This window comes from Endozoicomonas elysicola, from assembly GCF_000710775.1.
GTDB lineage: Bacteria > Pseudomonadota > Gammaproteobacteria > Pseudomonadales > Endozoicomonadaceae > Endozoicomonas > Endozoicomonas elysicola.
Genome location: NZ_JOJP01000001.1, coordinates 399,066 through 420,109 on the forward strand (window position 1 = coordinate 399,066; position 21,044 = coordinate 420,109).

Annotated in this window: 17 protein-coding genes; 9 read left to right on the forward strand and 8 right to left on the reverse strand. The window is 45.3% G+C overall.

Features of this window, described 5'->3' with window-relative positions:
• Positions 1–86 precede the first annotated feature (86 nt).
• The gene (locus GV64_RS01745; protein ID WP_157236987.1) at positions 87–728 is read left to right on the forward strand and encodes a lysophospholipid acyltransferase family protein; all 642 of its coding nucleotides are present in this window, start codon (positions 87–89) and stop codon (positions 726–728) included.
• Between the two features lie 48 nt (positions 729–776).
• Here GV64_RS01745 and lpcA read toward each other — a convergent pair whose 3' ends face one another.
• From lpcA to dnaA, 5 genes are all read right to left on the reverse strand, one after another.
• The gene (gene lpcA, locus GV64_RS01750) at positions 777–1,373 is read right to left on the reverse strand and encodes a D-sedoheptulose 7-phosphate isomerase (RefSeq protein ID WP_026258215.1); all 597 of its coding nucleotides are present in this window, start codon (positions 1,371–1,373) and stop codon (positions 777–779) included.
• Between the two features lie 71 nt (positions 1,374–1,444).
• The gene (gyrB, locus tag GV64_RS01755) at positions 1,445–3,859 is read right to left on the reverse strand and encodes a DNA topoisomerase (ATP-hydrolyzing) subunit B (protein WP_020582222.1); all 2,415 of its coding nucleotides are present in this window, start codon (positions 3,857–3,859) and stop codon (positions 1,445–1,447) included.
• Positions 3,852–4,997 carry a DNA replication/repair protein RecF gene (gene recF / locus GV64_RS01760; protein ID WP_020582221.1) on the reverse strand — a complete coding sequence of 382 codons (1,146 nt, stop codon included), beginning with the start codon at positions 4,995–4,997 and terminating at the stop codon, positions 3,852–3,854. Before recF ends, gyrB begins: the two co-directional genes overlap by 8 nt.
• A gap of 123 nt (positions 4,998–5,120) precedes the next feature.
• Positions 5,121–6,224: a DNA polymerase III subunit beta gene (dnaN, locus tag GV64_RS01765; protein ID WP_020582220.1), complete on the reverse strand. Its 1,104-nt coding sequence runs from the start codon at positions 6,222–6,224 to the stop codon at positions 5,121–5,123.
• 66 nt (positions 6,225–6,290) lie between these two features.
• Positions 6,291–7,916, reverse strand: coding sequence for a chromosomal replication initiator protein DnaA (gene dnaA / locus GV64_RS01770; RefSeq protein WP_201772458.1), 1,626 nt, complete (start codon positions 7,914–7,916; stop codon positions 6,291–6,293).
• A gap of 204 nt (positions 7,917–8,120) precedes the next feature.
• Here dnaA and GV64_RS25160 point away from each other — a divergent pair, with 204 nt between their 5' ends.
• The 8 genes from GV64_RS25160 to mnmE all read left to right on the forward strand — a co-directional run bounded on the left by GV64_RS25160 (position 8,121) and on the right by mnmE (position 17,373).
• Complete coding sequence (locus GV64_RS25160; RefSeq protein ID WP_157236985.1) at positions 8,121–8,294, forward strand: hypothetical protein; 174 nt, start codon at positions 8,121–8,123, stop codon at positions 8,292–8,294.
• Between the two features lie 331 nt (positions 8,295–8,625).
• Positions 8,626–8,760, forward strand: a complete 135-nt coding sequence (gene rpmH, locus GV64_RS24105; protein WP_081622094.1) for a 50S ribosomal protein L34 — start codon at positions 8,626–8,628, stop codon at positions 8,758–8,760.
• A gap of 14 nt (positions 8,761–8,774) precedes the next feature.
• Entirely contained in the window at positions 8,775–9,146 is a 372-nt protein-coding gene (gene rnpA, locus GV64_RS01780; protein WP_020582217.1) for a ribonuclease P protein component, read from the forward strand.
• A gap of 260 nt (positions 9,147–9,406) precedes the next feature.
• On the forward strand, positions 9,407–9,700 hold the full coding sequence (gene yidD / locus GV64_RS24110) for a membrane protein insertion efficiency factor YidD (protein ID WP_345917547.1): 294 nt from the start codon (positions 9,407–9,409) through the stop codon (positions 9,698–9,700).
• On the forward strand, positions 9,676–11,340 hold the full coding sequence (gene yidC / locus GV64_RS01785; protein WP_020582215.1) for a membrane protein insertase YidC: 1,665 nt from the start codon (positions 9,676–9,678) through the stop codon (positions 11,338–11,340). The genes yidD and yidC overlap by 25 nt, the downstream gene beginning before the upstream one ends.
• Before the next feature lie 234 nt (positions 11,341–11,574).
• Complete coding sequence (locus GV64_RS01790; protein WP_020582214.1) at positions 11,575–15,360, forward strand: LysM peptidoglycan-binding domain-containing protein; 3,786 nt, start codon at positions 11,575–11,577, stop codon at positions 15,358–15,360.
• An 89-nt stretch (positions 15,361–15,449) separates the two neighbouring features.
• Positions 15,450–15,908, forward strand: coding sequence for a LysM peptidoglycan-binding domain-containing protein (locus tag GV64_RS01795; RefSeq protein ID WP_152553893.1), 459 nt, complete (start codon positions 15,450–15,452; stop codon positions 15,906–15,908).
• 76 nt (positions 15,909–15,984) lie between these two features.
• Positions 15,985–17,373: a tRNA uridine-5-carboxymethylaminomethyl(34) synthesis GTPase MnmE gene (gene mnmE, locus GV64_RS01800; protein WP_020582212.1), complete on the forward strand. Its 1,389-nt coding sequence runs from the start codon at positions 15,985–15,987 to the stop codon at positions 17,371–17,373.
• A 35-nt stretch (positions 17,374–17,408) separates the two neighbouring features.
• On the opposite strand, the gene GV64_RS01805 is transcribed toward mnmE, so the two are convergent.
• From GV64_RS01805 to GV64_RS01815, 3 genes are all read right to left on the reverse strand, one after another.
• Positions 17,409–17,945, reverse strand: a complete 537-nt coding sequence (locus GV64_RS01805) for a hypothetical protein (RefSeq protein WP_020582211.1) — start codon at positions 17,943–17,945, stop codon at positions 17,409–17,411.
• 325 nt (positions 17,946–18,270) lie between these two features.
• On the reverse strand, positions 18,271–19,410 hold the full coding sequence (locus GV64_RS01810) for an ABC transporter ATP-binding protein (protein ID WP_020582210.1): 1,140 nt from the start codon (positions 19,408–19,410) through the stop codon (positions 18,271–18,273).
• Complete coding sequence (locus GV64_RS01815) at positions 19,407–21,044, reverse strand: ABC transporter permease (RefSeq protein WP_034843927.1); 1,638 nt, start codon at positions 21,042–21,044, stop codon at positions 19,407–19,409. The genes GV64_RS01810 and GV64_RS01815 overlap by 4 nt, the downstream gene beginning before the upstream one ends.

A 21,044-nucleotide genomic window follows, 5' to 3' on the forward strand; every position in this document is an offset into this window, starting at 1 on the left:
CTATTATATTTCATATCATTTCTATAATAAGAACCACTGTCTTTTATCTTAGCTTTGCACTATGGACAGCCTTGTGGTCTACGGTGATGATCCTTTTCATCTACCCATTCCGCTTCAGGCTTCGCCATAGAGTATTTGTAAAAACTTGGGCTATCGTATCGGTTTATCTTTGTCGCTTAATTTGCGGTGTGCGATGGAATGTTAAAGGCAGGGAAAATATTCCAGAAACTCCTTGTGTCATCATCAGTAACCACCAGAGTACATGGGAAACATTTTTCCTTCAGACACTGTTAACACCTCAAACACAAGTTATTAAACAAGAGCTATTAAGAATTCCCTTTTTCGGCTGGGCCTTTAAAAAAATCAAACCAATAGCAATCAGCCGAAAGGATGCCAGACAAGCCCTTCAACAGGTAAGAGATCAGGGGAAAGCAGCTCTTGAGCATAATGTCTGGGTGCTTATATTTCCCGAAGGAACCCGAACAAAACCAGGGGAGCCTGGAAAGTTTTCACGTGGTGGAGCTGGGCTGGCTAAGGCTGCAGAAGTTGATATTTTGCCCATCGCTCACAATGCAGGAAGTTTCTGGCCGAATGATGGCTGGTTGAAAAAGCCTGGTACTATCCAGATAGAGATTGGGCCAGTGGTTAACACTGAAAAGCTGTCTGTTGCAGAAGCAAATGACGCTGCTCGTAGCTGGATTGCCAACTCACTCAGCAAGATGAATTAATTCGTTTCAATAGATAAAAAAGAGGCCGGTTTTGAACCGGCCTCTTTTTTATTCCATATATTTTTCAATTAGCTGAATCATTATATGGATGGCCTTAATATGAACCTCCTGAATACGGTCAGCATAACCAAAGTGCGGCACTCGAATTTCAACATCGGCAGTCCCCGCCATTTTGCCGCCATCTTTACCAGAGAGCAGAATAACTTTCATGCCTTTAGCTCTGGCAGACTCGACGGCTTTAATGATATTCCCAGAATTACCACTGGTACTTATGCCAAGGAGTACATCCCCTTCTCGGCCAACTGCTTCCACATATCTTGAAAATACATACTCATAACCAAAATCATTGGATACACAGGAAATGTGGCTTGGGTCTGAAATAGCAATGGCTGCATAGCCTGGGCGATTCTCACGAAAGCGCCCGGTCAACTCCTCAGCAAAATGCATAGCATCACAATGAGAACCACCATTACCACATGAAAGCACTTTACCGCCTGCTTTAAAACTCTCTGATAAAAGCTGAGCAGCAAGATCAATAGATTCAAGATTGGCCTCATCAACCAGAAACCGGTTCAGCACTTCAGCCGCTTCTTCCAACTCCTGTCGAATAATTGCTTTAAATTCTGAAGACCTTTCTGTAGACATGGCAAACACCTGAATAGCAAAAAAGAAGGCTGAAAAAGTGCCAGAAATATCCAGCACCCTACTTGGATTGATTAGATATCGAGATTCGCAACATTGAGAGCATTGCTTTCGATAAACTCTCTACGAGGCTCTACATGATCGCCCATCAGCGTATTGAATATCTGATCAGCCGCGATAGCATCTTCAATCGTTACCTTGAGCATTCTGCGTACATCTGGATCCATGGTAGTTTCCCACAGCTGATCCGGATTCATCTCTCCCAACCCCTTATAGCGCTGGATATAGTGACGCTTGGTTGACTCAGTCATGAGCCATTCAAGAGCTTCTTCAAAGGAAGAAACTTCACGCTTGCGCTCTCCCTTCTGGATAAAGGCCCCCTCTTCAATCAACCCCTGTAGCTGATTACCCAGAGAAACAATCTTTCCATAATTCGCTGATGAGAAAAAGTCGGCATTCCAGCGATAGTGACTATCGACACCATGGGCGATAATAGTCACTTTAGGTAACCAGATATTGAGTTCCTTATCTTCCTCTACAGAGAACGTCATGGTGCTACCAGCCGCCTTTAAGCCCTCAATTCGATTACTCAGTTGAGCAACCCAGGCTTCCATTGTGCTTTTTTCAGCTAGGCTCTCAGCAGTCAATGCAGGCATGTAGATCATTTCACGAAGTACTGAGACCGGATAAATACGGGACAGTTTATCGGCGACCTTATGCACTTCTCTGAACTCTTTCACCAGATCTTCAAGTGGCTGGTCTGCAATACCAGGTGCATTTTCATTGACATGCAAACTGGCATTTTCCAATGCAGACTGAGTAAGGTAACCATCCAGCGCACCATCATCTTTAAGATACTGTTCTTGCTTACCACGCTTCACTTTATACAGTGGCGGCTGGGCAATATAGATGTAGCCATTTTCAATCAGCTCAGGCATTTGACGGAAAAAGAATGTCAGCAGAAGCGTACGGATGTGAGAACCATCCACGTCCGCATCGGTCATGATAATGATGTTATGGTAACGGAGCTTTTCAATATTGAACTCAGTACGACCAATACCACAACCCAATGCAGTGATCAGGGTTCCAACTTCCTGAGAAGAAAGCATTTTGTCAAACCGCGCTTTCTCAACGTTCAGGATCTTACCTTTAAGTGGCAGGATAGCCTGAGTTTTACGGTTACGTCCCTGCTTGGCTGATCCGCCCGCAGAGTCACCCTCCACTATGTATAGTTCAGAAAGTGCTGGGTCTTTCTCCTGACAATCCGCCAGTTTTCCAGGCAACCCTGCTATATCCAGAGCTCCTTTACGACGAGTCATTTCGCGAGCCTTACGCGCTGCTTCACGGGCTCTGGCAGCGTCCAGCATCTTACCAACGACCGCCTTTGCTTCCTGAGGGTTCTCTACCAGGTAATCATTAAGATATTTACCCATTTCCTGCTCAACAGCGGTTTTTACCTCTGAAGAAACCAACTTATCTTTGGTTTGGGAAGAGAATTTTGGGTCCGGCACTTTGACCGAGATAATGGCTGTCAGACCTTCCCGGGCATCATCACCGGAGGTTGCGACTTTAGCCGTTTTCTGGAAACCTTCTCGCTCAATATAACCATTCAGGCTCCGTGTCAGAGCAGCACGGAAACCAGCCAGGTGCGTGCCGCCATCCCGCTGTGGAATGTTATTAGTAAAGCAGAACACCCCTTCCTGGAAGCTGTCATTCCACTGCATTGCCACTTCAACACCAATCCCGTCTTCACGAGTCATATCGAAGTGAAAGACCTTATTAATGGTGCTCTTATTCTGATTCAGGTGCTCAACAAATGCTTTCAGACCACCATCGTACTTAAAGTCATCAACCTTACCGGTTCTCTCATCAGTAAGCTGGATATAAACCCCTGAATTCAGGAAGGAAAGCTCACGTAATCGCTTTGCCAGAATGTCATAACTGAACAGTATATTTGAGAAGGTATCAGGAGATGGAATAAAGTGGAGCTCAGTTCCTGTGCTATCAGTTTCACCAATAACTTTTAATGGCTCCTGAGGCACACCCTGATGATAGATTTGTTGATGTACTTTTCCGTGTCGGCGGATAGTCAGTTTTAACTGACTGGAGAGAGCATTAACTACTGATACACCAACACCATGGAGACCACCGGACACTTTATAAGTGTTGTCATCAAATTTACCACCGGCATGAAGCACCGTCATGATAACTTCAGCAGCAGAGACCCCCTCTTCCTCATGGATGTCCACGGGGATACCACGACCATTATCCTTAACGGTAATTGACTCATCCGGATGAATAATAACGGATATCTTGTCACAGTGTCCCGCTAACGCCTCGTCGATGGAGTTATCCACCACTTCAAATACCATATGGTGCAGACCGGTGCCATCATCGGTATCACCAATGTACATCCCCGGGCGCTTGCGGACAGCATCCAGGCCTTTGAGGACCTTAATATTGGATGCGTCGTAGTTTTGTTCACTCATGCTCTATCTCCAAAGACTCAGCCCGGCGAATTCTCTGCTGACCAGGGTTCTCATCCAATGCAATTTGCCCATGTTTCACGTGAAACATTTTTACTTCTGTTTCAGGCAACCAGCAATTTCCAAGTGCCTCCTTCTCAACGCAAGTGATGAAGGTCTGGCAGCTCATTTTTTGAAACAGCTGGCACAATGCCAGCCGGTGTGGAATATCAAGTTCTGATGGTAGGTCATCAACCAGAAAGATACACTGCTTACTACTGAGCTCTTTATATAGAAACCCCTGAGCCAGTTTCAGTGCACAGACCACCAGTTTTAACTGTCCTCGTGAAAGAACATCGACAGCACTTACTTTACCCATTCGAATTCTCAAATCAGCTCTTTGAGGCCCCGAATGTGTGTAACCAGACTGCGCATCTCGAGCCAACCCACTCGTCAGTACTTCATTCAGAGATCTTTCTTTATCCCACCCCCGGTAATACTGGATAGTCAGATTTTCCAGATCTGTCAGTTCAGATAACACCTGATTAAAGACTGGGATCAGTCGCTCAATGTACTCATTGCGCAATAAGTCTATTGCATTAGCCGCTTTTTCAAATTCAATGTTCCACGAAGCCAATTCGGAACCGTTTATTCTACCATGTCGAAGCAGACTGTTCCGCTGTTTAAGCGCCTTCTGCATTCGCTTCCAAAGGGGGAAAAAATCCTGATGTTTCACGTGAAACACGCCCCAGTCGATAAAATTCCTTCTCAGTTTTGGAGAACCTTCAAGAAGGCGGAATGTATCCGGATTAATCACCTGTAAAGGTAATAACCTTGCGAGCTCAGATGTTGACTTAAGGTTCTCACCTGAAACTCGAATCTGGAGGGATTCATCTCTTAAATTCCGGGAGACACCAATAGGTACAGAGCCGGATGTAACGCCTAAACGGCCAAAAACAGTGCATACCTCAGAATCACGGTTGATCACTGGTTTGATACGAGATGTTCGGAATGAGCGAGCAACACCAAGAATATGTATAGCTTCAAGTACACTGGTTTTACCACTGCCATTGAGCCCATAGAGCACATTCATAGAAGGAGAAGGTTTTAGCGTGGCAGAAACGATATTTCTGATATCGGTAATAGTGAGCTGCTGGATCATATTCTGTTTATTTCCGAGCCTGACGATAAAGCTCGGGGAGGAGCTGGATCCACTCAGGCAAGTGGTGGGTATTTAGCTAAACACGCTAAACACCCACCAAAGACTTCATCAGCCGACAGGCTGTTACAGCCTCATAGGCATAACAACATACGTGGAGTCACCAGATTCAGACTCCTCCAGAAGCGCACTGCTATTGGGATCCGAAAGGGTCATTTTGATGGACTCACCGGACAGAACAGAAAGCACATCCAGCAAGTAGCTGACATTAAAGCCAATTTCCATTGAGTCACCATGGTAAGCCAGATTCAATTCTTCTTCAGCTTCTTCCTGCTCCGGGTTATTGGCAATAACCTTTAACTGACCATCAGAGAGAATCAGACGAATACCACGATACTTCTCATTAGAAAGAATGGAAGCACGCTGAAAAGCCTGACGAAGTTCCTGACGATCCCCAACGATGATCTTGGTTCCACCTTTTGGGATAACCCGATCATAGTCAGGGAACTTACCATCCACCAGTTTAGAGGTGAACATAAAGTCACCGGTTTTAGCTCTGATGTGATTAGCTCCCAGGGTAATATGAACGCTTTCTTCACCCTCTGTCAGCAGACGCGCCATCTCAAGAATACCTTTGCGCGGTACTATCACTTGGTGTTTTTCCTGCTGATTGATGTCGGCATCAACACTGCACATAGCAAGACGATGGCCATCCGTCGCCACTGCGCGAAGACAGTTCTGGCTAACTTCGAGCAGCATTCCATTCAGGTAGTAACGAACATCCTGCTGAGCCATAGCAAAGCCAGTACGATCAATCAGGCGACGAAGTCTTGACTGGCCGATAGTGAATGATACTGAACCAGCCTCTTCTTCTATGCTGGGGAACTCATTGGCCGGCAGAGTGGAAAGCGTAAACCGGGATCTACCTGCCTTAAGTTTTACTCTCTGATCATCCTGATGGATTTCAATCATGGTATTTTCTGGCAGAGATTTGCAGATATCCATCAGCTTTCTAGCTGGAACGGTAATCTCTCCAGCTTCTGCAACATCCTCAAGGGCAACCCGCCCAACCAGTTCAACTTCAAGGTCAGTACCGGTTAAAGAGAGTTGATCTCCATCGACTACCATCAACACATTCGACAATACCGGCAGAGTCTGTCTGCGCTCAACCACACCGGCAACCAGCTGAAGTGGCTTAAGCAATGCTTCCCGATTAATGGTAAATTTCATCGCTTTCCTTTCTCTTGGCTAACTGAAAGACTCTCGCCTTTCTGAAAAATAAGAATAAATAAGGTATTAACTGGTCAGTGATCTCAGCAGATTTTTGTAATCGCTTTTGATCTCATTATCCACTTCAACCAGCTCTTTCACCTTTCGGCATGCATGAAGTACTGTTGTGTGGTCACGTCCACCATAGGCATCACCAATCTCAGGTAAGCTATGGCTGGTCAACTCTTTGGAGAGCGCCATGGCAACCTGACGAGGCCTTGCTACAGAACGACTGCGACGTTTGGAAAGAATATCCGCCACTTTGATCTTGTAGTACTCAGCTACCGTCCTTTGGATATTATCTATACTGACTTGTTTGTCCTGTAAAGCCAATAGGTCTTTCAGGGACTCCCGGATCAGATCGATATCAATAGGCCTTCCCATAAAATGAGCACTGGCGATAACTCGCTTTAAAGCACCTTCGAGCTCACGAACATTAGAGCGAATTCTCTGGGCAATAAAGAAGGCAGCTTCATGGGGAAGTTCCACTTTCTGCTGCTCTGCTTTTTTCATCAGAATGGCAACTCGGGTTTCCAGCTCTGGAGGCTCAACAGCTACGGTTAACCCCCAGCCAAAGCGAGATTTCAAGCGTTCTTCTACACCACTGATCTCTTTCGGGTAGCGATCACAGGTTAGAATCATCTGCTGCCCACCCTCAAGAAGCGCATTAAAGGTGTGGAAAAACTCTTCCTGAGAACGCTCTTTACCTGCGAAAAACTGAATATCATCAATCAACAGCGCATCCACAGATCGGTAGTACTTCTTAAAATCGTTAATGGCGTTTAATTGCAGCGCTTTAACCATATCCGCCACAAAACGCTCAGAGTGCAAATAAACGACTCTAGCATTACGATTTTGCTTAACCAGAGAGTTACCAACAGCATGCATCAAGTGGGTTTTACCCAAACCGACACCACCGTATAAAAACAACGGGTTATAAGATGCTCCTGGATTTTCAGCAACCTGACGAGCTGCAGCCAGAGCAAGCTGATTCGATTTACCTTCAACAAAGGTCTCAAACGTAAAACCATTATTCAAGGAACTGTGATGCTTGATAGAACCTTCAACTTCAACCTGTCGAGCTGGGGCCACAAGCTCCTCTGATGGCTCATTTATCTGCTCTTTTAAAGGATTTACCTTAATTTGAGGCAGGTCTTCAGCAGTCCTTGAAAGCTCTTCATTAATAGAAGACCTATTTACGGCAGTTGATGCTGAAACAAATTCAGGCTCGGGCGTGTTGTCTTGAGCAATGGGTAAAGCTGAAACCAGCTCATGGGTAACCACAGAGCGCTCAATGCCTGACTGCTTAAGCGGGTTTTCTATAGGCTTCTCAGAAACGGATACCGTTGCAGCTTGCTGCACTTCTCTAGGTCGGGCGGAGCGCTTACTGAGGGAAGGAGGACGTCGGTTGGATACTGCCAACGCCACTGCTGGTGATTCACCATCAGACAGCTCATCCAAAATCTCCTCAATTCTTGGCAGAAACTTCTCTTTAACCCAATCAGCAACAAACCGGTTTGGAGCCAGTAAACACAGATCGTGTTCATCCCCCATCACTTTCAAAGGGCGAATCCAAGTATTGAACTGCTGAGAAGACAGCTCATCCTGCAAGATATCAATGCATTTTTGCCATAGCGACAGGGGCACAGGCACTCTCCTACTCTCCTGAAATAGATCAGGATCTGATACGGATATCACTGAAGCCGGTCAGACAGCCTGCTGAAGACCTTCAGGTACAAATTAAGGATGGATAGATAAGAGGAAATTGTATCCTTTTTGGGAAAAGTTATCCACACCTGCCTGCGAAGCAGTAAAAAACCACATAAACATCAATATTTATATATTTCAATGAGTTACATGGATAATCCATACAAAACCAAACAAATTATTATCCATAACCTCCTGTGGGTAGATCCGTTTATGAATGGCAATAAACCTTATGATCTTCCTGTGGGTAAAATGAATAATAACTACTCTGTGGATAAATCAGTCTTTTATCCACAAGCCATCAAGATCAAAACAACAGCATAAACGCGTTATTTTTACAGAAAAACACACAGGCAGAAGCGCATGCAATTACTGGACAAAATGCAGTTATCCACAGAAAAGTCGGTCCTTAATAATTACATTAAAATCAAACAAACATCACATAAGAGATAACTCTTCTATTTATATATTGATAAGAGCAAAGAATATTATTCGGACCTGAATCCCTTTTTTCACTTATATATGAAGAGCGAAAGTAAAGTAGTGGTAACAACGGGTGGTAATACGGTGCTTCTTGACAAATGCAAATTGACGCTAACTCTTCAATTACTTAGAATGCCCGTCTTTTGTAAATCCATTAAAACGAGTAACCACGATGAAAAGAACTTTCCAGCCAAGCAATCTGAAGCGCAAGCGTAACCACGGCTTTCGTGCACGCATGGCTACTAAAAACGGCCGTGCGGTTATCAACCGTCGCAGAGCTAAGGGACGCAAGCGTCTGTCAGCCTGATCAGAGCTATCAGTGTGAGCTTATCTTTTAGCCGTGAATCACGGCTACGCTCCTCGTCTGATTTCAAACAGGTATTTGATACAACGGATATCAAGGTCTCCAGCAGACAGCTTCTTATACTGGCAAAAGCTAATAGGCTTGGCCGTGCAAGACTAGGCCTGGTGGTTGCCAAAAAGAATATTCGTACTGCCGTTGGCCGAAACCGGGCCAAACGTCATATCCGGGAAACCTTTCGTTTGCAAAATGACGAAATAGGTCACCTGGATATTGTTGTTTTGGTCCGTAAAGGTTTCAGTGACCTGAGTGACAGTGAACTGAACCAGCTACTCAACCAGCAGTGGCACAGGTTGAAACGAAGACTGCGAGAATGGAAAGCTTCGGCATAACTGTTAGGCAGGCTTGATATACAACCTGAATGAAAATGCCAGAGCACTGTAACAGGAAGTCCTGCGTGGTTTTTCCTGTTCGGCTCGACCAGGCTCAGAAAGCTTCCGTTATTAACAGACTCTTTGAGCAACTATTACTGGCTAAGGGCTTTTGCCCATTGAGGGCTATTTAATAAGCACAGGGCTTTAAAAAGCCTGGATGGCTCCGACGATATGAAGGCATTGATATGGCCAGATTAGCAAGTATCCCCCGAGATTTTATGATCGGGTTGATCAAGATATATCGCTATGCGCTGAGTCCTCTAATGCCCAGCCGGTGCCGCTTTTACCCCTCTTGCTCTGCCTATGGCCTGGAAGCCTTAAATCGTCATGGTTTTCTGACTGGTAGCAAGCTTACCTTGCTCCGACTACTGAGGTGCCACCCTTGGCATCCAGGAGGATTTGACCCGGTACCGGAAAAAGATTCTGGTAATCATCGGACACAATCAGACAATCATATTCATTCACCTGAATGTGTGGCCCGGAACTCATGGATTTCCAAAGAACACTCCTGATTGGCGCTATTGCTGTAGTTGGTGTCTTGACACTGCAGCAATGGAATGAAGACTATCCCGGTACGCCGAAGTCGACATCCGTCGTCCAATCAGTTTCCAGCAGCCTTGCTGGTTCCGATATGCCTTCTATCAGTGACGGCAACTCAATTCCATCTATCGACGATGGTGCAGCTAAACCTTCAGCCCAATTAATCAGCGTTAAGACCAGCACTATTGATGCTCTGATTGATCCGGCCGGTGGTGATATTATCAGTCTGACACTGCCTCAATACCCTGCCTGGTTGCCTGAAGACGGTGAGCAAGCGGTTCCATTCCAGCTTCTGGTCAATAGTCCTGACTGTAAAGGGGAAGCAACGTGTGTATTTACTGCACAGAGCGCCTTGGCCAAAAGCGATGGTCCCGATGCCAACAACCTTCGCGGCGTTTACAGTGTAAAGCAAACCAGCTATACACTGGATGATGGCGAAAAGAAGCTGACTGTCGATCTCCATAAGAATGCTGATGGCGTCGATATCACTAAAAGCTTCACTTTCTATCGTGACAGCTATGATGTTTCTGTTAATTACAAAATTGTGAATAACAGTGGCAAAGTATGGCGTGACCAGTTTTATGCTCAGCTAAAACGTGACAATTCAGAAGATCCAAGCCAGTTAAACTCAAAAGCTCCGATGAATACTTATCTGGGAGCTGCAGTTCGTTCCAATGATGAACCTTATACCAAGCTACCTTTTGATGATTTTGCAGATAAGGCATTTGCCGAACGGGTTCAGGGTGGCTATGCCGCAATGCTTCAGCACTACTTTGTGACAGCATGGGTTCCTGATCAGCAAAAGCCTCATCAGTATTACACCAAGCAAAACAAAGACGGTTACAACTTTGTTGGCTTTTATGATGATGCCATTGTTGCACAGCCCGGTGAGACCATTGAGACTGGAGCCACTCTTTATGTCGGCCCCAAAAACCAGGAAAATCTGAAAGCATTGTCTGATGGTCTGGAGTTGACCATTGACTACGGCATGCTCTGGTTCCTGGCTCAACCGCTGTTTACTATCCTGAAGTGGATTCACTCTCTGGTGGGGAACTGGGGATGGTCCATCATTCTACTGACGGTATTGGTTAAAGCGGTATTCTATCCTCTGAATGCGACCAGCTTCCGTTCAATGGCGAAAATGCGCAAACTGGGACCTAAGCTTCAGGAGATGAAAGAACAGTTCGGCGATGATCGTCAGAAAATGTCTCAGGCCATGATGGAACTGTACAAGAAGGAGAAGGTCAACCCAATGGGTGGCTGTTTGCCAATACTTGTTCAGATGCCTGTGTTCATTGCACTGTACTGGACGCTGCTGGAGTCTGTTGAGCTGCGTCAGGCCCCGTGGCTGGGATGGATTCACGATCTTTCTCAGATGGATCCATACTTTATCCTGCCGCTGATTATGGGGGCCTCGATGTTTATTCAGCAGATGCTGAATCCAACACCGCCAGACCCTGTTCAAGCTAAAGTTATGAAGATGATGCCGGTGATCTTCACCTTCTTCTTCCTGTTCTTCCCTGCTGGTCTGGTGCTGTATTGGGTAACTAACAATACATTGTCGATAATCCAGCAGTACTTTATTACCAAGAAAATCGAAAAAGAAGGTTAAGCCTTCTGCGAAGCAGCTTTTTTACAAGAAAGCTGCTTCGCTCACCTTCCCCCTCACTTCTTCCTTTCAATTCCCCTGACTTTAACTCCTTACCTCCTGATAAAGCTGAATTTCTATTCCATATATCCCTTAATAGCATGAGTAGAATTTTTCTACAGTTGCCCATGGTCGAACCGATAAACAGTTAGTAGTACAGGCTTCCCACATTTGAGCTAACTGGAAAAGATCAGAACCATGTTAAAAAAACTGATAAGCACAGCCATTTTAAGCAGTGTTATCGGGAGTGTATCTGCAAACCCCGAACTGGGATATATGACCCTGAACACTGATCGAAACCATTTCTTTAATGCAACGATTGCAATTGATGCCCTACCCGCAGAACTTGCAGACAAGAAGCTTAAAGTAAAGCTAGGCTCAATCACTGATTTTTACCGGCATGATATTGAATACGACAAGCAGGTTGGCAGTCTCAGGTTCAAAGTTACCAAAGATGCCAGTGGGAAGCCGGTTATCAGGGTTCGCTCAATTCGTGAAATTACTGCAAAGCAACTACAGGCGGTTGTTAAGCTGTATGTGGGAAGGCAGAAAATCTATGGAATCTACGACTTTCAGGTAACACCCAATAAGAAAGAGCATCATGTAAGTCTTAATTTATTAAATTCTGATCATAAACCCGAAGAAAAACAGCGTTACGCAAAAAATACTAAATCGACTGCTACACAGTCATCAGAGGCTATTGCCAATTCTGTGACAGCATCCAGAGAAGAAGCGAAGCCTGTAGACATTTCTTCAGGCCTTCAATATCGGGTTCTGGCAGGAAAAACCATCAGTCAGATTGCGATGGAGCTGTTACCTGAATACCCAGAGACTTCGGACTGGCAGGCTTTGATGGAGCAACTGGTTTCTATCAATCCAGATGCTTTTGTTAATGGCGACATCAACCAGCTAAAGTCTGATGCAATACTTAACCTCCCCGCCAGAGAAAATCTGCAAACTATATCTGAGGTCTCAGCTCAGCCATTAGCCAGAGAGGTTGAACCTAAAGCTGATGAGTTAGTTGCTAAAAAGCAGAGTACACCGGATCAAAATGATCTCATTCAGCGTAGTCAGGAAGAAAAAGCAGAGTTAACAGTACCTAAAGTTTTGGCTCAGGAAGATAAACCATCCCTTGATTTCACTAAACCTAAAGACGGCGATCTGACTCGCAAAGAAGAACCAGAAACACCTCAACATCCAGAGCCAGTAGTTTCACATAAAGACGTTGATACAGAGGCGGATGGCAATAAACGCTACCTGGTATCCAAAGGGGAAACTATTAGCTTGATCGCAATCAAGCTATCCCCTCAATATTCAGGGATGGAGAATTGGCGCGGCTTAATGGATGAACTGATTACCCTGAATCCAGATGCTTTTATCGATGGAGATGTGAACCAACTTCGTGCTGAAGTAGAGCTTAAACTACCAGCCCCATCTCAAACTGCTATCGTTTCCGATCTATCCCGTGATTCGACACTTGAAACGCAGCCACTCCTCTCAAAAGTTGAAAATATAAAGCCTCAGCCGGATCGTCAGGATATTTCAGAAGAAACTCCGCAACTGACTGAGGTAGATAATGCTGCCATTAAAATCCAGCCAACTCCTGTCAGTCAGGAGCAGACTGGTGGAACTTATCAGGTTCTCAAAGGAGAAACTATTGGCTCCATTGCAATAAAACTGCAGTCGGATTACCCGGGAGTCAGTAACTGGAAGTCTCTGATGGATCAGCTGGTCATGTTGAATCCAGATGCATTTATCAATGGCGATATTAACCAGATTCGTGCAGGTACCAGTCTTGTTTTACCGTTTGAGAATGCATCCAGTCATCAACGTCCTATTGATCCGCAGAAGTTAATATCTGAAGGAGAGAATTCAATAGTCACGTTACCGGTGGAGTCTATTGAAGAACAGGTCGCTGAGACACAGGGTAGTCTGGACAGTATGAATCCTGATGATACCTATCAGGTGGTAGCAGGTGACAGCATCAGCGGTATTGCCATGAAGCTGCAGGAGCGCTACCCGAATGCTAATGACTGGCAAGAGGTTATGGCGCAACTGGTTGCTCTAAACCCGGACGCTTTTATTGATGGCGATAGCAGTAAATTACGAGCTGATGCCGTTCTCGACCTGCACAGTCAAAAGATAACTGAAGTCGAGGCTGTAAATAAGGAAACACCAGAGGTGGAAGCTTCTGTAAGTCGTCATGAAGAAGATCTAATTCTTACTCCAGCAATGGAGTCAGATAGTAATATTTATCAGGTAGAAAATGGTGAAACCATCAGTGCCATTGCAATGAAGTTGAAGACTGACTATCCCGATGTAGTTAGATGGCAAACAGTAATGGGACGTTTGGTTGAATTAAATCCTGAGGCCTTTATTGATGGGGATGTAAACAGGCTGCTATCCAATGCATTACTCATCCTCCCAGCTCAGGGAGACTTTGAAGTTGAAGCCGAAAATCAGGAACTCCCCGAGGATACTTTGTCAGCGGTTGATGAAAAGCCTTCCAGAACCTCTGATGAGTCTGTTTCGCATGTTGAGGTAACTCACTCAGCAGAAAAAGGAGATCAATACCAGGTTTCTCAGGGAGAGTCTGCCAGTACCATCGCCATTAAACTTGCACCGGATTATCCTGGGGTAGATAGCTGGAAAGCTATCATGGAGCAACTGGTTATTTTGAATCCTGAGGCATTCATTGATGGTGATGCAGACAAGCTTCGTTCGGACGCTGTACTAGCACTCCCTTCAAAGGAGCACTTAAGCAGTAATATTGAAGCGGAAAATCATGAGCAGTCATTGACTCCTGATTATACCATGGACGGTGAGAGCCAGGCAGAAACGTATAAAGTTTCCAAGGGGGAAAGCCTGAGGTCAATCTCTCTTCAGCTGCTGTCGCAATACCCAAAAGGAAGCAGTGTCAAAGCCATTATGGACCGGCTGGTTGCTCTGAATCCAGAAGCATTTATTAATGGTGATCCAGGCAGGTTACTGGCTGAATCTACTCTTTCTCTGCCTTCACAGGATGACTTCGAGATAGAGAATCTATCGACAGTCTCTACCACTGCTGATTTGGTGCCTGAGAAAGGCTACCGGGTGAGTCAGGGAGACAGTCTCAGAAGTATCTCAATTAGATTATTCCCTAACTATCCGAATGCAGGCAGAGTTGAAACGGTAATGGATCGGTTAGTGGAGCTTAATCCTGATGCTTTTATTGGAGGTGATGCTAATCGGCTTTTGGCTGAGTCAACTCTGGTTTTACCTGCTGAGAGTGACTTTCAGCAAGAAAGTGTTTCTGACAACGATAATAGTAAAATCAATGAAACTCTGACCCAGTTAAATAAACAGGATTACGGTTACTCTCGTACTGAGAACACTTACCGGGTTGCTAAAGGTGAAAATCTCAGAGCTATTGCAACTGAGCTATTAGTGAATTATCCAAATATAAGCCAGGTGGAGCCAGTAATGGAGCAACTGGTAGCGCTTAACCCTGAAGCGTTTATTGATGGTGATGCAAGAAAACTATTGGCTGAGTCTACGCTGAAGCTCCCTTTACAGAATGAGCTAATCAACCAAAGCGTTACACAAGAAGATAGCAGTGACATCAATGCTTCAATGGCTAAGTTGTCGAAAGAATCCCCTGAAAACCAATATCAAGTTTCTGCAGGTGAAAGCATCAGCGCTATCGCGATGAAGCTATTGCCAAACTATCCTCAAACTCAGGATTGGAAAACTGTGATGAATAGTCTGATCCTGCTAAATCCGGGCGCATTTATTGGCGGAGATGAGAGCAAACTGCGTTCAGATGCTGTATTGATGATTCCCGGACAGGACGATCTGGAAATAGAGGCTGAGAATCAGGAGATTCCAGGTACTCCATTGCCAGATTCCTCTTTCAATAATTTGGAAGAAGGTCCAGATATAAACCTGACACTTGCAGACGTACAAGACGATTCGCAACCTACCGCTAAAAAAAAAGTGAAGTAGTTTATCGGGTAGCTAAAGGCGAGAGTCTCAGTGTCATCGCCTTTAAGTTGTTGCCCGAATATCCTGAATTTGGTGGCTGGTATCCTCTGATGGAAGAGCTGGCAAGGCTTAACCCCTCCGTATTTATGCACAATGATATCGGCGTCATTATGGCCGGTACATTGCTTAGGCTGCCTTTAAAAGATATCTTACAGCCTGAAGATAATGAGGCTGCAATGCATACGCTGCAAACGTGGGATGAGATTGCAGAGCAAAGAAGAAAAGAGCAATCCAGACAAGTTTTAACAGAACCCAGTGATGCTTCTTATAAAAAGATCAGTCAGTCTCTTGCGATGAGAGCAGTACCAGAAAACGTCTATTCAGTACCTGCAGGTCATTCAATCAGTATGGTTGCTATACACCTTTTTCCAGATTTTCCTGAATATGGCAGTTGGTCCGAGTTGATGAAAGTGTTGCATGAGCTGAATCCTGATGCATTTATCGAAAATGACATAAATCAGCTTCGATCAAACGCTGAACTAATACTTCCGGATATTATCCGTCCTTAACCAGTACTCTCTATGTACTAAAGGTCTATCGAGGCATAGACTATGCCATCGATTTAGTAGTTACCGATGTCTTGTTATGTCTGATTTCAGCAACCTTCACCAGGATACCATTGCAGCCCAAGCCACCGCTCCCGGTAGGGGAGGTGTGGGTATTATTCGGGTTTCCGGACCTGATGCTCTGCGTATTGCCAGAGAAGTTCTGAAGTTAGAGCCCAAACCCCGTTTTGCCCATTATTGCCCATTTTATGACTCGGATGGTCAGGTTCTGGATGAAGGTATAGCACTTTACTTTCCAAACCCCAATTCGTTTACTGGTGAGGATGTTCTTGAGCTGCAGGGGCATGGTGGTCCCATTATTCTGGATATGCTGCTGAAGCGGATTCTCGAGCTTGGCGTTCGTCAGGCTAATCCCGGTGAGTTCTCAGAGCGTGCTTTTCTCAACGACAAACTGGATCTTGCTCAGGCTGAAGCGATAGCAGACCTGATTGATAGTACTTCCGAACAGGCTGCCCGCTCTGCCCTGCGCTCCCTTCAGGGGGCTTTTTCTCAGCGGGTCAATGCGCTGGTTGAGTCACTTATTGAGCTGAGAATCTATGTGGAAGCGGCTATCGATTTTCCAGAGGAAGAGATTGATTTTCTCAATGATGGGAAGGTAACAGGAGAGTTGGAAAGCATAGTTCTGCAGTTGAATGATGTGATTCGAGAAGCGGGTCAGGGGGCTATTTTAAGAGATGGCATGACCGTGGTTATTGCCGGTCGCCCCAATGCTGGAAAGTCCAGCCTGATGAATGTTCTGGCTGGTAGGGATACAGCCATTGTTACCGATATTGCCGGAACAACAAGGGATGTATTGAAAGAGCATATCAATATTGATGGTATGCCCTTGCATGTTATTGATACAGCAGGCTTGCGTGAAACTGAAGACAAAGTTGAGCAAATTGGTGTTGAGCGGGCTTTTAAAGCCATTGAAGAGGCTGACAGAGTCTTATTGATGGTTGATGGCTCTTCAACGAATGCTACCCATGCTCATGATATCTGGCCTGAATTTGCTGATCGTTTACCAATCCGGGAAAAACTTACCATTATTCGCAATAAAATCGACCTCACTGGTGAACAGCCTGGTTTTTCAGAGGTTGATGGTGTTCCTGTTATTCGTATCTGCGCCTGTAATGATCAGAAAAACGAGCACGGAGTTGATGCTCTCCGGGAGCACCTGAAGGCATGCATGGGATTTGAAGGAGCCATGGCGAGCAGTTTCTCTGCCCGTCGCCGTCATCTTGAGGCTCTGCGTCAGGCCGGTGAGTTTATTGAAAATGGTCGATTGCAGCTTGAGCACATGGGGGCTGGCGAACTCTTGGCGGAAGATCTTCGTCTGGCACAAAAGGCTCTAGGTGAAATCACAGGGGCCTTTTCCAGTGATGACCTTCTTGGCAGAATTTTCTCATCTTTCTGTATTGGGAAGTAGCTCTTTAACCTTTATCAGGGATGAGAGAGTAGAGTTTAGGGGCCTAAGCTAATAGCGAAAGCCCTTAAGTTGCTGTGATCAGATTCTGGGGAGATGAACTTGGCGAAAAAGTAAACACACATTCCAGCTTCAATTGTTTCGCTGGGTGTTCTGGAATGTTTGATTTTTGGGTCTCGATAATTTTCAACCTCATCATATAAAAAACTGGCCGTATAAGTTTCACGCAGAACGAAAAAAGATACGGTTCCTGATTTTGCAATTTTATCATAAGAAAGGATGATTCCTTTTAACCGGCTTCCTATATCTATCAACATTTTAAGCCTTATCTTGGAGTTTTCTGAGTGAATAACTCGACCGCTGTCATGATCTTCACCGTGAGTCCTGTCAGAACAAGGGGGAATATAGTTTGTTGTCGACTCTTTACCTGCAATATGTCGGGTTGAAATGCTCGACTGTCTGTTGGTAGTAGCTTCATAACTCAAAACTTCTTGACGGTTCTTGCTCTGCAACTCTTTTTCATTGGGGAAGAGTTGATAGCCTCCTGAGCCATAAGAAGGAAAATTGAAATTCACTGAAAAAATCCTGATATTAGTTTCTTTTAGACGTTAAAAAATAATATTTACTAAAATCTAAACTTGGAATTCTGTAAATTGAGCAGCATGATAATTGTATTATGCTGCAAACTAGTAAGGCTCTTATAAATATCCTATTTATCTAACGATCGGATCGTCTTAGAAACATTTTCTCATGGTGATTGGTTCCTTCTGAGCAAGCAACCATCTTAACCAGAATAGCAATTTTCACTTGGGAAGTAGCTTTATTATCTGGTGCTGGTATAGGTGCCCTCTCAAGACACAGGGAGTATCCACAGGTATATACTTTATCCCGAGAGGATAATCAGTTTTTCAAAACCTGCCCATCTGCATCGAACAGAACCAGACTATGAGGGACGATGTTCAGCTGAACCGTGGAGTTCTCGGAAACCGGATTGGAATGCTCTGAAACCAGCTGGTAGCTTCCCTGGCAACAATCCAGATGAATTTCACTGCGAATATTTTTCCCCATGAACTGCTGGCGAATAACAGACGCTTGTGGATAACTGTTTTCTTTATTATTCACAGGTTTCAATTCGACCATCTGAGGGCGGATAAAAAGCTCAAGGTTTTCATTGTTATTCACAGGCAGCCTGTGTGTAGATTCCACCATGCCTAATGGTGTACTCACATGGAATTCATCTTCAATTCTGGCGGGTAGAACATTCCCTGCGCCCATAAAATCAGCAATAAAGCGATTATTGGGGTGATGATAAATATCGAATGCAGTTCCTTGTTGCATGATTCTGCCCTGCCCCATGACGGCAATCGTATCTGCAAAAGCAAAGCCTTCTTCCCGGCTGTGAGTAACAAAAAGACCGGCTACTTTTTGCTGCTTGAGGATATCTCTAATCTCTCGGACAAGATGCTGACGAACTTGGCTATCAATGTTTGAGAAAGGTTCATCCAGTAACAGGATCGATGGCTCATTCGCCAGCGCTCTGGCTATTGCCACTCGTTGCTGCTGTCCTCCAGACAGTTCGTGTGGGTATCGTTTTTCCAGTCCATAGAGGTTCACAAGTTCAAGCATGTCCTGAACTCGTTTCTTGATCTGTTGAGATGTCAGCTTCTTCAAGCCGAAGGCAATATTGTCAAACACCGTAAGGTGAGGAAAAAGGGCATAATCCTGAAAGATCATGCCGATGCCTCGTTGTTCCGGTGGGGTGACCCTTGAAGAAGAGCTGACCTCCTTTCCATGCAGCTCAATGGTGCCTGATACGGGTTGTATTAACCCGGCAATAGCTTTCAGCAGAGTCGACTTTCCACAGCCACTTCTACCCAGTAGACAGACGATCTCGCCATCTTCAATGGATAGATCTAATTCCGACAATACAAGGTCGCTGTTCCGTAGCGTTTTTTTCCTCGGTAGCCCCCTTTTGTTCGAGGTCTTGTGAGACATGCTGTTATAAGCACAGGCAAGCTCCGTGATTTTCAGGGCAATCATTTCTGCTCCTGCCGTTCCAGTGATCGATTTAGCATAATTAGAGGAATCAAACCGACAAGTACTAGTACTAATGCGGCAGGAGCCGCATATTCAAGCTGTTCATCAGAGACATATTGAAACACCCAGGTCGCCAGCGTTTCAAAATTAAAGGGTCTCAGTAAGAGTGTGGCCGGGAGCTCTTTCATGCTTTCGATAAACACCAGCAACAGTCCTGCCAGCAACCCTTTACGAATCAAGGGAATATGAATACGTCGTACCATTTCCTGTGGATTGCAGCCGAGCGTCCTGCTTGCCATATCCAGTGAAGGGGATACTCTGCCCAGACTGGACTCAACACTGCCCACAGCAACAGCCGAAAAGCGTACAACATAAGCAAAAACCAAAGTAATCACTGAACCGCTAAATATCAGTCCGACCGGTGCCTGATTCCAGGAAATCAATAACTCATTAATGAAATGATCAGAAAGTGTCAGGGGGATCAGCACGCCAATGGCGAGAACGTTTCCCGGCATAGCGTAACCCGTTGACACAAGGCGGGCAGGAATTTTTGAAAAGGTACTGTTTTTAAGCCGTTGATAAACACCCAGAAAAAGTGCAATAAAACAGGCAACCGCAGCAGCTGAACCGGAGACCAGCAGACTGTTCAGGCCATATTCAAACAGTTCAGTATTCCACGATGTATCGAAGTAGGTAATTATATAATCAATCAGTACCAGAGACGGTAGAAGAAAGCCCAATGTGACCAGTAACCAGCACCATCCCAAGGCTAACCATTTAGGCCAACCGGATAATTCAACTAGCTCTCGTTGTTCCTGACCGGTATTTTTCTGATAAAGCTGCTGTTTACGCCGGCTATATTTCTCGCCACTTATCAACAGCATAACGACGAGTAGCATCATGGCTGAGATTTTTGCCGCTGCATTCAAGCTGCCATAACCTAACCAAGTGTCGTATACCGCAGTTGTGAGTGTCGGTACAGAGAAATAACTCACTGTAGCAAAATCCCCCAACGCTTCCATACCCATCAGGGCTAACCCGGTAATGATTGCCGGGCGTGCCATCGGGAGTGTTACACGAGCAAAGCTTTCCAGTTGAGAGCAGCCAAGAAGACGGCTTGCAAGCATCTGGCTTTTGGATTGTTCCAGAAAAGCTGTTCTTGTCAGTAAATAGAGGTAGGGATAGAGCACCAGGGCGAGAATGATAATAGCCCCCCCTAAACTACGAACTTCAGGAAAAGAATAGTCAGCAGCGGACTCCCATCCTGTTAAGGCTCTCAGAAGGCGTTGAACAGGCCCTGCAAATTCAAGCAGGTCGGTATAAATATAAGCAATCACATAAGATGGCATTGCCAGGGGTAATACCAGTAACCACTGCAACTGGGATTTACCGGGAATATTGGTATTGGCCATGACCCAGGCGGCAGGAATTGCCAGAATGGCGCCCAGTACGCCGACACCAAGAATTAAAAGAACACTGTTTACTATGTAAGTGGTGAGGACCGTATTCCATAGGTGGTCGAACAGTTCTCCGGCCGGTGCAAGAGCCTCGACCACGAGAGAGATAACAGGGGAAAACAGCAAAAGGGCCAGCAACCAACTGCCAGCCCTCCAGTAGAAAGGTAAGTTGTGATTCAT